Source organism: Marivirga sp., assembly GCF_024636815.1.
Lineage (GTDB): Bacteria > Bacteroidota > Bacteroidia > Cytophagales > Cyclobacteriaceae > Marivirga.
In genome coordinates, this window is record NZ_JAGXGF010000040.1 from 1 (window position 1) to 13976 (window position 13976).

A 13976-nucleotide genomic window follows, 5' to 3' on the forward strand; every position below is an offset into this window, starting at 1 on the left:
ATCCAATATACTGCGTTGTCTTTCCTCGATATAGCTCGCTATATCTTCTAAAAGACGCCTTGTCTATTTAATTTTATGAAAATCTGAATTTCCAAATTAGAGTCGAACTCAGGTTATCAGGTTTTCAATACAATTATTGTGTATTGATTATCTCTATTTACGAAACATGAATTTAAACAATAGGCTTACAACTAATAACTAAAACTTAACTCAAACGTTGTTATTTTAGTTTATATTCAGTGTATGTTTTTCAAGTAATTGAACTACAAGGCTCAATTATATTTTTCAGGAATTCACATAAATCTATTATATTTGTTTCTAATGAATATTAAATATACCATATCACTATTATTTTTATTGATTGTGCCATTTCTGGGATTTTCTCAAGATGAAACAGAATCTGAGGAGGTAATACAGTTTACAGGAGTTGTTTTAGATGAAGATAGCATAAGTATTCCTGGTGTACATATTTACACACCGATTTTTGGAAGGGGAACTTCCACCAATGAATACGGATTTTTCTCTATGCCTGCTCTGGAAGGCGATAGTTTGGTAATTAGTGCAGTTGGTTTTAAGAAAGCTACTTATATAGTTCCCAAAATCAAAACATCAACTTTACGTGTTATTTTTAAGCTTGAATCAGATACAGAAATGCTGAATGAGGTGCAAGTTTATAATATGCCTCCGACAGCAGAAGCATTTAAAAAAGCTGTTTTAGCTGTTCGATTGCCTGATGAGTATAATAACATGAATAAAAACTTAGATCCTGCTACTTTGCAGAAAATGTACAGGAATTTACCTGCAGATGGATCTATGAACCATAGATGGTTTGTACAACAACAAGCTTTTTATGATCAAACTAAGAATTCTGTAAGAATTAACCCTCTATTGAACCCAATGTCTTGGGTTGAAATTTTTAAAGCTATAAAAAGAGGAGATTTTAGTAATAATAACGATTAAGTTTTTCATTACTATACCCATATCCAATTTAAGATTTCCAGTTATTTTCTAATGAGCATTTAAAGAGAGGTAATTATTATTTTTTCCTGTACCTTTTATGCTTAAACCATGAAGTAATTATAATATAATTTTAGTTTCTTGCCAGAGTGCTTTATTGAATTATCATCCATAGTTGGTCGAATATTTTTTTTAATGGTGGCTTTCTGTTTATTTTAAGAATTCAAATGCGTCTATAGCTTGAAAAAAATCATCATTATATCACTTATCTATTGCTTTGGAGCTTTATCTCTTACAGCCGAATCATTTCAAGAAATTCTTGACAAGGGTTCTGGTCAAGTGAAAGTATATTACTACCCAATAGAACCTTTTATATATAAAGATGAAATAGGTAATTTGTCAGGTATAGAAAAAGAAATGATGGACTCTTTCCTTCGTTTTCTTGAGAAGAAATATTCAGTAAAACTCTTTGTAGAGTGGGAGCAAGTTCCAACATTCGATTCTGTATTTGAATATGTGAATAAATCTGAAATTCCTGCATTTGGAATATCGGTTATTTCAAAAACTGAAGAACGCGCAAAGCTTGTTGGCTTTTCATATTCTTATATGCCTGATGTTAGTGTTTTTATCACTCACCTTTCCGTACCATTCTTAAAGGATAAAGAAGCACTTAAAACTCATATTGATGGATTTGAGGCTGCTACTATTTCCAGCACTACATATAAAGATGATTTGGATAAATTAAATGAGGAATATGCATTGGGCTTGAATTATGTAGATGTTCCAAATGATGAAGATATAATTCGGTTAGTAAGTCGGAATAAAGAAATGGTAGGCTATGTAGGTTTACCATTTTATGTAATTGAAATTGGAAAAGGTAATCCTGTAAAAAGACATAGCAAATTTCAGATTAAGAGAGATGGCTATAGGTTTATTTATCAGCTAGGAAAAGGTTGGGAAAAGCCGGTTCAAAATTATTTTGAGAGCTACCTTTATAGAGCTGAAGCAGATAAAATCATAAGGAGATATCTGGGGAATGACTATTCAGAATTAATTTGGGGATTAGCAGGGGATAAAGTTACTGACAGAGCAGATGAAATTGCATTCTTGAATAAGGAGAAAGAAATCCAAAGTCAAACCCTTATTGAGTCAGAAAAGGAAAAAGAGCTACAATGGACAATCATAATTTCAGTTAGTATTGGTTTAGTATTTGTTGTCATAATTGTTATTTTACTCATAAAGTCAAATCGGATTCGAGAAAGAGACAATGTGCTATTAACTGAGAAAAGTGAGGAGATGCACGATTTGTTAACAGAGTTGAATAGAAATAGGGATGAATTATCACATCAAAGGCAATTGCTACAGAAGAAAAATATTGAATTGACAGACCTGAATAAGCAGAAGGATGATTTAATTGGAATTGTAGCACATGATTTAAAAAGTCCAATAAATCAAATGAATGGTTTAATCACTCTTTTAAGTTTTAAAAGTGATAAATGGGATGATGAAGAAGCCGAAATTTTTGAAAAGCTTGAAAATGTAAATCTCCATTTAAAAGAGTTGGTGGAAAGAATTTTAGATTTAGAGTCAATTCAAAAAAAGAGTTTAAATTATCAATTCATCATGACAGATTTAGCTGATGTGATGAAAGAAACTGTATCAGAGTTTAGAGAAAAGGCACAATCTAAAAATATATCGATTGATATTTCTCGTATTATAAATGGTAAAATGGTGATGGTTGATCCATTTTTTCTAAAGCAAGTATTTGAAAATTTAGTCAGTAATGCCTTGAAATTTTCGCCTTTAGGAAGTCAAGTTTTAATAGGTAGTGAAACTCATCATGAATACCATCAAATTTACGTGATGGATGAAGGTCCCGGAATTTCAGAAAAGGATAAATTAAAATTATTCACAAAATACACGACCTTATCTGCAAAGCCTACAGGGGATGAAACTTCCACTGGTTTAGGCTTATCCATCGTAAAAAAATATGTGGAGGAAATGAATGGTAATGTTTGGTGTGAAAATAAAATCGGGAAAGGTGCTAAATTTATAGTGGCATTTCCTAAAGTATAAATCTTCAAATAAAAATTAAATGAGAATATTAGCAGCGATCATTATAATGGCTTTTATGGCAGTCTCCTGTTCAAATGAAAATGAAAACAAAGTAGTCTATATCGTGCGTCATGCAGAAAAAGATGTGGTTCCAAAAAATGACCCACCATTAACAACAGATGGAGTGATACGTTCTGTAGATTTGGCAAGTTGGTTTAAGGATATCGATATCGATACAGTTTTCACTACTGATTTTGTTCGGATGCGCGAAACAGCAAAGCCATTAATTGAGCAGCAAAATCTTGAGCTTTCAGTTTATGATGCGAAAGATTATGAGGGCTTTGCTAAGCAATTAAAGAAAATGAAGGCCGATACTATCTTGGTGGTTGGACATAGTAATACTATACTAGAGCAAATTGAAGCATTAGGTTTTGATAGACCTCAGGAAGAAATTAAAGAAAATGAATACGATAATATTTTTGAGTTGAGATTTGAAGGTAAAAAAGTGCTCACCCATAGCTACGGCACAAAATTTAATGAGTAATGCTAAACATTTACCCCTTAATTTGATTCTGATTCTATGCATCTAAGGCTTAAAACTAAAGTAAATCAAGATTATTTATCAGTGAAAGAGGGGTTCAATGAAAAGTTGTTTTTATCATTAAACCCTCCATTTCCACCTGTAAAATTGAAGGAATTTGGAGGCTGTGAAAAGGGTGATAATGTTCATTTAGAATTAAATTTCATTTTTTTTAAGCAAGACTGGATTAGTGAAATCACTTTTGATAACACTTCTGACACTGTATTTGAGTTTGTAGATGAAGGAACCAAATTACCTTTCTTTTTAAAATATTGGAGGCATCATCACATAGTGGAAAAAACGGTAGGGAATCAATCTCTTATAATTGATGATATAAATTTCAAGTCTCCGTTTATAATAATGGACTTTCTATTATACCCTGTTTTATGGCTTCAGTTTGCCTATCGAAAACCGATTTATAGAAAGATTTTTAAAACCTCAGTTAATTAATTTTTTATTATTCTGGCATTAACTTATTAATACCGACCAATATTTATATTTTTGCTTTAAATAATATAAATATTATGTTGGTAAGATTGATTTTTGTTTTACTTCTGTATTCAATTTTTGCCATAGATATTCATGCCAGTACTATTACATTTCTGCATGAGGAAAATGTTGAGGTGAAGTTACAGGATGCAGTACATCTAGGAACTTTGGATTTCGCTCCCAAATTTATATATCCCACCGCTACTATTTTTCAGTTAGCTGAATCTGATACCCACTTTTATTTAGTCAGTTTCAAATCAAAAGATTATTATTTATGGACTGATGATTTTTCAACTGGTTTAGAAATCAATTTGTCTAATCTTGAGATAAAATCAACTAAATACGTATTCCTTTCAAAAGAGAAGTGGTTTTCAGGAGAATTGAATTTCAATAATTCAAAACTTGAGAGCTTCCATCAAATTGATTTATATTATGCTAATGCTTTGGATAGCTTGAATACATTAGCTCAAGAAAATGATCAATTTAGAGCAGAAAATACCTTTAATACCCTAGTATGGGATAGCAGATCTGCTAAGCTTTTATACAATCTGGCAGTAGAACAATTTAGCTATCAATTTGATGAAAAGTGGAGTCATTATATTCCTTCCTATGCTCAATACTGGCAATTTATGTATAAACTTTATTACCAATATTTTCATACTAATTCATTTAAAGGATTAAATAAAAATGAAATCAAATCTGCAATAGAATCTGATTTCAACAACCCTGAATCAAAGTTATTGATATTCCATCATTTTTTTAATGAGGGTTTATCTTTAAATGAATTGAATGAGAACTATGATTTTTTAAAAAATGATTTAAGCCCAAGAGAGCAAGAAATAGCTCAAGCTCTAATTCAAAAGCAGGCTATTGAAAATATATCAAATGCTCAAGGAATAGATTTCCTTTTTGGGATAGATATAGATGGGGCAATGGAAGGTTATTTTGCTCGTGATAGCTCTGAGAAGAAAAAAGTTTTGATTTTTTGGTCAACTTGGGATAGTAATATGGTTACTGAATTTTATCTTTTAGCAGATTTAAAGGATCGTTTTAAAGAGGGATACGTCTTTATTCATATTTGTATAGATGCCTATGAAATTCCTGATAAGACGAGATCATTTATATATCAAAATAGGGTGGGAGGGTTTCATTTATTGCCTGAACATTCCAGTGCCTTTAGGAAAAGTAATTATAGAAAGGATCTAAAAATTAGAGACTTTCCTTTTTATGTTTTGACTGAAAATAATGGGAAAGTTATTGAAACGGAATCCATTCCATTAGTTGTTAGTGATCGCCTCACAAGTAAACTGAAACATTTCAGCACAAAAAAATAGCCCTACATTTTTGCAGGGCTATTAATTAGATTAATAAAAACTATTAGTCTTCGTTTTTATCATTAGAATCAGAATTTGTGGTGTCAGCAGCTGTAGTTTCCTCTTTAGCTTCTTCCTCCTCTTTCTTCTTCTTCTCTTCTTCCTCTTTCTTTTCCTTATCTAATTTCTCTTGATTTTTACCATTAGTATAAGCCTCATAAGTTGTTTGCTGAGCAAACGGTCTTTTACCAATTAGTTTCTCCAAATCAGACTGGAATATAATTTCTTTTTCCAATAATTGCTGGGCTAAGATTTCTAACTTATCTCTTTTGTCTGTTAATAGTTTCTTAGTGGTTTCATAAGCTTTGGCAATTAATTTACCCACCTCTTCATCAATCACTTTTGCAGTGTCTTCCGAATAAGGTTTAGTGAATTTATAATCGCCACCATCTTTGGAGTCGTAGAAGGAAACATTACCGATTTTTTCATTCATACCATAAACACTTACCATACTGTAAGCCATTTTAGTAATTCTTTCCAAATCGCTTAAGGCACCTGTTGAGATTTTACCGAAAACAATTTCCTCAGCAGCACGACCACCAAGAGCCATACACATTTCATCAAAAAGTTGTTCTGTTTGATGCAAGAATTGCTCTTTTGGTAAATATTGTGCGTAGCCTAAGGCTGCAATACCTCTAGGAACAATACTCACTTTCACCAAAGGATCAGCGTGTTCCAAATACCAACCTGCTACTGCGTGTCCAGCCTCATGATAAGCTACTATTTTCTTCTCGTCAGGAGATATGATTTTATTTTTCTTCTCAAGGCCACCTATAACTCTATCCACTGCATCTTGGAAATCGTTCATTTCCACAGCTTTTTTATTTTTCCTTGCAGCAATAAGGGCTGCTTCATTACAAACATTTGCAATTTCTGCACCTGCAAAGCCCGGAGTTTGAGCCGCCAATTTTTTGGCATCAACATCTTTATCAACTTTCAAAGGACCTAAGTGAACCTTGAATATAGCTTCTCTACCGATAATATCTGGCTTATCAATACTTACTTGTCTATCGAACCTTCCTGGTCTCATTAAAGCTGAGTCCAATACATCAGGTCTGTTGGTAGCTGCTAGGATTATAACTCCTGAATCTGTTGAGAAACCATCCATCTCTACTAATAGAGAGTTCAATGTATTTTCTCTTTCATCATTTGATCCCGGCATTTTACCGCCACCTCTTGAACGACCGATTGCATCAATCTCATCAATAAATACAATACAAGGAGCTTTTTCTTTGGCTTGCTTAAATAAATCTCTTACTCTGGCTGCACCAACCCCTACAAACATCTCAACGAAATCAGAACCTGACAATGAAAAGAAAGGAACCTCAGCTTCACCAGCTACAGCTTTTGCCAATAATGTTTTACCTGTACCAGGTGCGCCTACCAATAATGCCCCTTTAGGAATTTTACCTCCTAAAGTTGTGAATTTACCAGGGTTCTTCAAGAATTCTACGATCTCTGCTACTTCTTCTTTAGCTTCATCTAATCCGGCCACATCTTTAAATGTGATTTTTACTTTATTTTCAGCATCAAATAAAGCCGCTTTGGACTTTCCTATGTTGAAAATTTGACCACCAGGGCCGCCTTGACCAGACATTCTTCTCATCAAGAACCAAACACCAAACAATAAGAATATTAAGAAACCATAGCTCCAGAACATTTCTGACCATTGGGTGCGCTCTTCAACTTCATAACCGATTCTATCTTCTTCAGGAATCTGGCTTTCAAGTTCTGAATAATTTTGATCAAAAATATCTAAACTAGGGATTTCAAAGGAATAATGAGGCCCTTGTTGATAATTCCATGGGTTACTATTTTCTAGTTCCTGAACATATTTTGAATTTTGAAGAGCATCCTCTTTTAAATAAACTTCAACAAGCCCCTGATTTTTAAGCAATAATACTTTTTTAACATCATTGCTCAAATACATTCTTTCAAATCTCTTTTCAGAAATTTTAATAGCGTTGCTACTTCCACTAAATAATGAGATACCAAACACCACTGATATCAAAATGATGATTACCCATATTTGATAATTTGGCTTTTGAGGTGGCTTTGGTATGATTTTTTTTCTTTTGTTATCTTTTGGTTTTTCTGCCATTACTTTTAACTATTACAATGCTGCTAGCATAACGTTAGCATTCAGCATTATGTTTATGATAAATTTTTAAACACTTTCGACCTCTATAATTTTGGCATCACCCCATAAACTTTCAAGATTATAGTGTTCTCTTTTGTCATTTTTAAAGACGTGGGCGACAACATTCGCAAAATCAATAAGAATCCATTCCTTATTATTTTTACCCTCAGTCATCCAAGGCTTTTCATTTGCTTCTTTGTAAACAAATTTCTCTATGGATTCAGAAATTGAATCAGCTTGGGTGTCTGATGTAGCGGAGCATATTACAAAATAGTCTGCTACTGCATTTTTTACTTCTGATAAATCTAATATGGTGATGTCTTGAGCTTTTCTCTCCTGCATTCCCTGCACCACTAAGTTACTTAAAGCTTCGGAATTCATTAAATATTTTTTGGTTTCAAATCTAAGATGTTTATTTGCTGTAAATCTACGAAATAATATTGCATAAAATCTTTGCCAATACCTTATTTGTAGGGAAACAAATCATTTCCCTGCCAAGCTGTCATTCTACCAATGATTTGATGGCACAAATGTCTGCCAAAAAGCAGCTGTATGAAGGCGCCATTATCATTACTAAACACCAAACAAAAGGGAAGGGGCAAAGAGGGAGTCAATGGAGCTCACCCGAAGGAAAGAATTTAACTTTTTCTGTTTATCTTAAACCTTATTTTCTAAAGCCCCCTCAACAATTTGAGCTGAATAGAATGACATCTTTAGCACTTTTGGATGTGGTAAAAAGTTTATCAGCTGATTTCAAAGTTTATGTTAAATGGCCAAATGATCTTATCGTAAACAAGAAAAAAGTAGCAGGTATTTTAATTGAAAACTCCATCAATCAAAACGGGATTTCCGAGAGCATAATAGGAATCGGATTTAATGTAAATCAAACTGAAGAGATTCTTCCTACGGCCACATCTTTAGCAAAGCAATTTGAACAAGAATTTGATTTGGATAAAATACTACTGAAAATAGTTCAAAGGCTGGAACATTATTATTTGATCCTAAGAGGTGGTGATTTCCGTTTCATCCACGAATTATATGAGTCAAAATTATATTTAAAAGATAAAGTGGCCTACTATGAAGATGCAATTGGGAAATTTAATGGAATAATTCGCAAAGTTCATCCAGATGGAGTGCTAGAAATTGAAGATGAAAGCGGAATTCATAGAAAATACCGTTTCAAAGAAGTCAGTTTGCTGTCATATTAACAACATTTCCTCCAATAAACACATACTCACTTTAATTATTAAAACTAATGTGGTAATTTTGTGTTGCTAAAAGCATTTATAGAGAAGAAAATAAGTTAAAATGACAGATACAGAAAATTACAAAGTAAAAGACATTTCCCTGGCCGCATGGGGAAGAAAAGAAATTACGTTAGCTGAAGCAGAAATGCCTGGTTTGATGGCGTTAAGAGAAGAGTATGGTAAAGAGCAACCTTTAAAAGGAGCTAGAATTGCGGGTTGTTTACACATGACGATCCAAACTGCAGTTTTGATTGAAACTTTGGTGGCTTTAGGCGCTGAAGTAACCTGGAGTTCATGTAACATTTTTTCTACTCAAGATCAAGCTGCTGCAGCGATTGCAGCTGCAGGTATTCCTGTATATGCCTGGAAGGGTATGACGGAAGAAGAATTCAATTGGTGTATTGAGCAAACCCTTTTCTTTGGTGAAGACAAAAAACCATTGAATATGATTTTGGATGATGGTGGTGATTTAACCAATATGGTTCTGGACAACTATCCTGAGCTTGCTGAAGGCATCAACGGACTTTCTGAAGAGACTACTACTGGGGTCCACAGATTGTACGAGAGAATGAAGAAAGGTACCTTGCCAATGCCTGCTATCAATGTTAACGATTCGGTTACTAAATCTAAATTTGATAACAAATATGGTTGTAAAGAATCATTGGTAGATGCTATCAGAAGAGCTACTGATGTGATGATGGCTGGTAAAGTTGCTGTTGTTGGTGGATATGGTGATGTAGGAAAAGGTTCTGCAGCTTCTTTAAGAGGTGCTGGCGTTAGAGTTATCGTTACGGAGATTGATCCAATTTGTGCGCTTCAAGCTGCAATGGACGGTTTTGAAGTGAAGAAAATGAAGAATGCTTTACCTGAAGCGGATATCATTGTAACTGCAACGGGTAATAAAGACATCATCAAAGATGATATGTTTGACTTGATGAAAGACAAAGCGATCCTTTGTAATATAGGTCACTTTGATAATGAAATCGATGTAGCTTGGTTGCATGACAATGCAGAATGGGATAACATCAAGCCTCAGGTTGATTTGATCACTATGAAATCTAGTAAGCAAATTATTTTATTGGCTGAAGGTAGATTAGTGAACTTAGGTTGTGCAACGGGTCACCCTTCATTTGTGATGTCCAATTCATTTACCAACCAAACATTGGCTCAAATTGAATTGTGGAAGCATAGAGATAAGTATGAAAATGCGGTTTATACTTTGCCTAAGCATTTGGATGAAAAAGTAGCTGCATTACACTTATTGAAAATTGGTGTAGAATTAGATACTTTATCTGAAGATCAAGCTGAATACATTGGCGTTACCGTTGAAGGACCATACAAGCCAGAGTATTATAGATATTAATATTTTTTTAGCCAACAATCTCTTTTATTCTTGATTAAGAAGAGATTGTTGGCTTTTTAATTTTTTAAAAGCCAATTCCTTGAAAATTAAATTATCTGCAGTTGTTATTACTTTTAATGAGGAAAAAAACATCAGAAGATGTTTAAGTTCTTTAATAGAAGTGGCAGATGAAATAATTGTAGTGGATTCTTTCTCTACTGACAGAACTGAAGAGATTTGTGCTGAGTTTAAATGTGATTTCAGGAAAAATACTTTCGAAGGACATATTCAGCAGAAAAATTTTGCCTTACAACAAGCTTCTAATGATTTTATTCTTTCCTTAGATGCTGATGAAGAGTTATCTGAGAAGCTTATAAAATCCATTTTAGAGGTTAAAAAGGCATGGAAGTATGATGCTTATTATTTCAATAGGCTATCCTCTTATTGTGGTAAGTTCTTTCCTCATGGAAGTTGGTATCCTGATCAGAAAATAAGGCTTTTTGACAGGAGGATTGCCAAATGGGGAGGTACAAATCCACATGACAAAATAGTGCTTGAAAGCAATAGTAAAATATTTTTGAACGGAGATTTATTCCATTATACCTACCACACTATTGATGAGCATATCAAACAAGTCAATTACTTTTCTGAAATAGCGGCCAAAGCGGCTTACGATAAAGGGAAGCGATTTAATGTATTTAAATTGATTTTCAAGCCTTTTTGGAGATTTTTTCGGGACTACTTCCTGAAACATGGCTTTCTTGGTGGCTACAGAGGCTTAACGATTTGTTTACTTACTGCCGTTGAAACCTATTTGAAGATTATAAAGCTATGGGAATTGGAAAGAGCTGAAAAAAATAAAACACACACCTAATATAGTAGATTGAATGTTAGATAATTTCAAATCATATAGCAGTCAAAAAGAAAATCCACCTGTGTTTTCTATTGTTATCCCAACATGGAATAATTTAGAAATATTGAAAAATTGCATTAAGGCAATTCGTAATCATTCTGATTTGAATCATCAAGTCATAGTATTTATCAATGAAGGGAAAGATAATACCTTAGAATGGGTTAAAGCACAAAAAGATATTGACTATGTATTTAGCCCATCCAATGTAGGGATTTGTTATGCCTTAAATAGTTGTAGATCACTTATTCAGGCAGATTACTTGTTATATCTCAACGATGATATGTATGTATTGCCTGATTGGGATAAGGTATTGCATGATGAAATAAAATCTTTGGACACCAAAATGTTTATGCTTTCGGCTACGCTGATTGAGCCTACTGATACCGGTAACTCTTGTGTTGTTGTACAAGATTATGGAAATGGATTAGATAATTTCAAAGAAGAGCAGCTTTTAAGTGAATATAAAAAACTGGCAAAAGATGATTGGAGTGGAAGTACTTGGCCACCTAATATTATGCCGGTTGAACTTTGGGATTTAGTAGGTGGACTGAGCATAGAGTATAGTCCGGGAATGTATTCAGATCCAGATTTCTCTAGAAAAATCTACGAAGCTGGAGTTAGAATTTTCAAAGGAAAAGGAGGAAGCTTAGTTTATCATTTTGGATCCAAGTCTACCAGACGCTTAGGGAAAAATACAGGAAGGATTCAATTCATAATGAAATGGGGACTTAGTTCGAAAGTATTCACCCAGAAGTTCCTGAATATTGGAAAAAGCTATTCAGATTCTTTGCAGGAACCTGATTTAAATCAATCTAAGAAGATATTCAACAGACTTAAGAAAATTTATTACAGTTTTAAATAGATTAATTTGAAGATATTAGTCATTAGTAATTTTAGATCAATTGTTACGGTAAGACCTGAAGCTGAAATTTTTATTGGTTTGGCAAAGAAGGGGCATGAAATTACCGTTATGACTTACAAAGATTCCGAATATATTCCACGATTTCAGGAACACGGTATCAAAGTAATTCCATTTCACCCTGACAAGAAAAGAGATAAAGATAGCATAGCATTTATTCGAGAAGAGTTAATAAGGGGAGAATATGATATCATTCAGATGTATAATAGTCTCGCATACTTCAATGGAATCTCTGCTGCCAAAGGCTTGCCAGTAAAAGTGATTTTATACAGAGGATATACAGGAAATATCGCCTGGTATGATCCTTTTATTTACCTGAAATACTTCAATAGAAGAGTTGATGCTGTTATCTGTAATGTAAAAGCCATTGAAGATCTATTTAAAAAGCACTCTTTCTCGAAAAGAATTATTTTCAAGACCATTAATAAAGGTCATGATATATCATGGTATCAGGTACATGAAAAAGCAGATTTGTCAAGATTCACAAAAAGTAAAGACAATGTAAAGTTTATCTGCACGGCCAATGACCGAAAAATGAAGGGTGTAAAGTATCTGTTAAAGGCCACTCACTATTTAGAAAAAGATGCTCCTTTTGAATTGTTTTTAGCGGGTAATAATATGGATAGGCCTGAATTTTTAAAGCTTATCAATGCTAGTCCGGTAAAAGATAAGATTCATATTCTGGGATTTAGAAAAGATATTCTTGAAGTAGAAAATAATTGTGATGTGTTTGTATTGGCTTCTCTTTATGGTGAATCTATTACTAAGGCGGCAATTGAAGCAATGGCATTAGGCAAAGCGCCATTAATCACGGATATACCAGGGAATAAGAAATTGGTTGTTTCTGGCCACTCTGGTATAGTTGTTCCAAAGGCAAATGCAAAAGCCCTAGCTGAAGGGATGAAGCAATATATTTACAATCCTGAGTTGATAAAGAAATACGGGCAAGCAGCTCAAGATAGGATTCAAACAGTGTTTCATACGAGTAAAACAGTTCGAGAATATGAAGACTTTTATAAAAATTTTATTGATGCATAATTAGTTAAAACGCTTTCTCAAATTGTAATTTTGTAAATCAACTTATACACCCTTTCAAGAATGAAAAAACGCATTACTAAAGCTTATAAAAGATTTGTTTTCAGACTTTCTGCTAACAATTCAGTAATATTCTATTTATTCTACAAGTATTTTTTCAACCCTAAAAAAGGATCATTAGGATATTTTTATGACCAACTTTCAAAAAGTTTAGGACAGATTTTTGTAATTCAAGTAGGTGCGAATGATGGTATAAATAGAGATCCTATTCACAAATTTGTAAAACGGGATGGTTGGCATGGACTATTGATAGAGCCTCAACCTGATGTATTTCGATATCAGTTATTCCCACTTTACATGCGAGACGAAGGTATATTCATGGAAAATATCGCGATTGGGGATAAAATCAGCTTGATGGATATGTATAAGATCAGTTTTACCAGAGAGCGGTGGGCAACCGGACTGACTACCTTTCACAGACCCGTTTTGCAAGATAAAGTAGATAGTGGAAGAGTGGCCGAGATTGCTAAGGAAAATGGTATAAAGGCCCCTGCTCGCAAAGAGGATTTTATTGATACACTTAAGGTAGAGTCAAAAACATTTGATTTTTTAAGAGCTAAGTATCAAATCAAGGAAGTAGATGTATTACAAATTGATGTGGAAGGATTTGACTACGAGGTAATTAAAATGTATGATTTAAGCCAGAATAAGCCCAAAGTAGTCGTGTTTGAAAGTCGTCATTTAGAACATCAAGACTATGAGGAGGCGGAGCAATATTTTAGAGATAATGGGTTTTTAATCAAAAAATTAGATGGGGACAGCATAGCGGTTCGAAAAGATTTTGATAGGGGGGTTGAAATTTTCAACAGTATAAATAATTAAATCTAAGAACAGAATCCGTTAATAATTTAAAAGGATTGCGATTT

Annotated in this window: 13 protein-coding genes; 11 read left to right on the plus strand and 2 right to left on the minus strand. The window is 33.5% G+C overall.

Going from position 1 to position 13976, the window contains the following annotated elements; translation table 11 throughout:
- Window positions 1–321: 321 nt before the first annotated feature.
- The 5 genes from Q0L29_RS03305 to Q0L29_RS03325 all read left to right on the plus strand — a co-directional run bounded on the left by Q0L29_RS03305 (window position 322) and on the right by Q0L29_RS03325 (window position 5415).
- Window positions 322–960 carry a carboxypeptidase-like regulatory domain-containing protein gene (locus Q0L29_RS03305; protein WP_296619061.1) on the plus strand — a complete coding sequence of 213 codons (639 nt, stop codon included), beginning with the start codon at window positions 322–324 and terminating at the stop codon, window positions 958–960.
- Window positions 961–1197: 237 nt separating this feature from the next.
- Window positions 1198–3033: an ATP-binding protein gene (locus Q0L29_RS03310; protein ID WP_296619065.1), complete on the plus strand. Its 1836-nt coding sequence runs from the start codon at window positions 1198–1200 to the stop codon at window positions 3031–3033.
- A gap of 19 nt (window positions 3034–3052) precedes the next feature.
- A complete protein-coding gene (locus Q0L29_RS03315; RefSeq protein WP_296619067.1) occupies window positions 3053–3556 on the plus strand; it encodes a histidine phosphatase family protein in 504 nt (167 codons plus the stop codon).
- Between the two features lie 36 nt (window positions 3557–3592).
- Entirely contained in the window at window positions 3593–4042 is a 450-nt protein-coding gene (locus Q0L29_RS03320) for a hypothetical protein (RefSeq protein ID WP_296619069.1), read from the plus strand.
- A 74-nt stretch (window positions 4043–4116) separates the two neighbouring features.
- On the plus strand, window positions 4117–5415 hold the full coding sequence (locus Q0L29_RS03325) for a hypothetical protein (protein ID WP_296619071.1): 1299 nt from the start codon (window positions 4117–4119) through the stop codon (window positions 5413–5415).
- 43 nt (window positions 5416–5458) lie between these two features.
- Here Q0L29_RS03325 and ftsH read toward each other — a convergent pair whose 3' ends face one another.
- A complete protein-coding gene (ftsH, locus tag Q0L29_RS03330) occupies window positions 5459–7555 on the minus strand; it encodes an ATP-dependent zinc metalloprotease FtsH (protein ID WP_296619072.1) in 2097 nt (698 codons plus the stop codon).
- 66 nt (window positions 7556–7621) lie between these two features.
- Window positions 7622–7975, minus strand: coding sequence for a ribosome silencing factor (gene rsfS / locus Q0L29_RS03335; RefSeq protein ID WP_296619074.1), 354 nt, complete (start codon window positions 7973–7975; stop codon window positions 7622–7624).
- 59 nt (window positions 7976–8034) lie between these two features.
- Between rsfS and Q0L29_RS03340 the strand changes: the two genes are divergently transcribed.
- The 6 genes from Q0L29_RS03340 to Q0L29_RS03365 all read left to right on the plus strand — a co-directional run bounded on the left by Q0L29_RS03340 (window position 8035) and on the right by Q0L29_RS03365 (window position 13932).
- Complete coding sequence (locus Q0L29_RS03340; protein WP_296619075.1) at window positions 8035–8802, plus strand: biotin--[acetyl-CoA-carboxylase] ligase; 768 nt, start codon at window positions 8035–8037, stop codon at window positions 8800–8802.
- 100 nt (window positions 8803–8902) lie between these two features.
- Window positions 8903–10204, plus strand: coding sequence for an adenosylhomocysteinase (ahcY, locus tag Q0L29_RS03345; RefSeq protein ID WP_296619077.1), 1302 nt, complete (start codon window positions 8903–8905; stop codon window positions 10202–10204).
- Window positions 10205–10283: 79 nt separating this feature from the next.
- The gene (locus Q0L29_RS03350; protein ID WP_296619079.1) at window positions 10284–11057 is read left to right on the plus strand and encodes a glycosyltransferase family 2 protein; all 774 of its coding nucleotides are present in this window, start codon (window positions 10284–10286) and stop codon (window positions 11055–11057) included.
- 13 nt (window positions 11058–11070) lie between these two features.
- A complete protein-coding gene (locus tag Q0L29_RS03355) occupies window positions 11071–11958 on the plus strand; it encodes a glycosyltransferase (RefSeq protein ID WP_296619080.1) in 888 nt (295 codons plus the stop codon).
- A 6-nt stretch (window positions 11959–11964) separates the two neighbouring features.
- Complete coding sequence (locus tag Q0L29_RS03360) at window positions 11965–13053, plus strand: glycosyltransferase family 4 protein (protein ID WP_296619082.1); 1089 nt, start codon at window positions 11965–11967, stop codon at window positions 13051–13053.
- A gap of 60 nt (window positions 13054–13113) precedes the next feature.
- Complete coding sequence (locus Q0L29_RS03365) at window positions 13114–13932, plus strand: FkbM family methyltransferase (protein WP_296619084.1); 819 nt, start codon at window positions 13114–13116, stop codon at window positions 13930–13932.
- The last annotated feature ends 44 nt before the right edge of the window (window positions 13933–13976 follow it).

Excerpts from the sequence above, each read along its gene's own strand:
- Q0L29_RS03305 (WP_296619061.1), top strand. The coding sequence starts at position 322 with ATGAATATTAAATATACCATATCACTATTATTTTTATTGATTGTGCCA.
- Q0L29_RS03315 (WP_296619067.1), top strand. The coding sequence starts at position 3,053 with ATGAGAATATTAGCAGCGATCATTATAATGGCTTTTATGGCAGTCTCC.
- Q0L29_RS03320 (WP_296619069.1), top strand. The coding sequence starts at position 3,593 with ATGCATCTAAGGCTTAAAACTAAAGTAAATCAAGATTATTTATCAGTG.
- Q0L29_RS03325 (WP_296619071.1), top strand. The coding sequence starts at position 4,117 with ATGTTGGTAAGATTGATTTTTGTTTTACTTCTGTATTCAATTTTTGCC.
- ftsH (WP_296619072.1), bottom strand. The coding sequence starts at position 7,555 with ATGGCAGAAAAACCAAAAGATAACAAAAGAAAAAAAATCATACCAAAG.
- rsfS (WP_296619074.1), bottom strand. The coding sequence starts at position 7,975 with ATGAATTCCGAAGCTTTAAGTAACTTAGTGGTGCAGGGAATGCAGGAG.
- ahcY (WP_296619077.1), top strand. The coding sequence starts at position 8,903 with ATGACAGATACAGAAAATTACAAAGTAAAAGACATTTCCCTGGCCGCA.
- Q0L29_RS03355 (WP_296619080.1), top strand. The coding sequence starts at position 11,071 with ATGTTAGATAATTTCAAATCATATAGCAGTCAAAAAGAAAATCCACCT.
- Q0L29_RS03365 (WP_296619084.1), top strand. The coding sequence starts at position 13,114 with ATGAAAAAACGCATTACTAAAGCTTATAAAAGATTTGTTTTCAGACTT.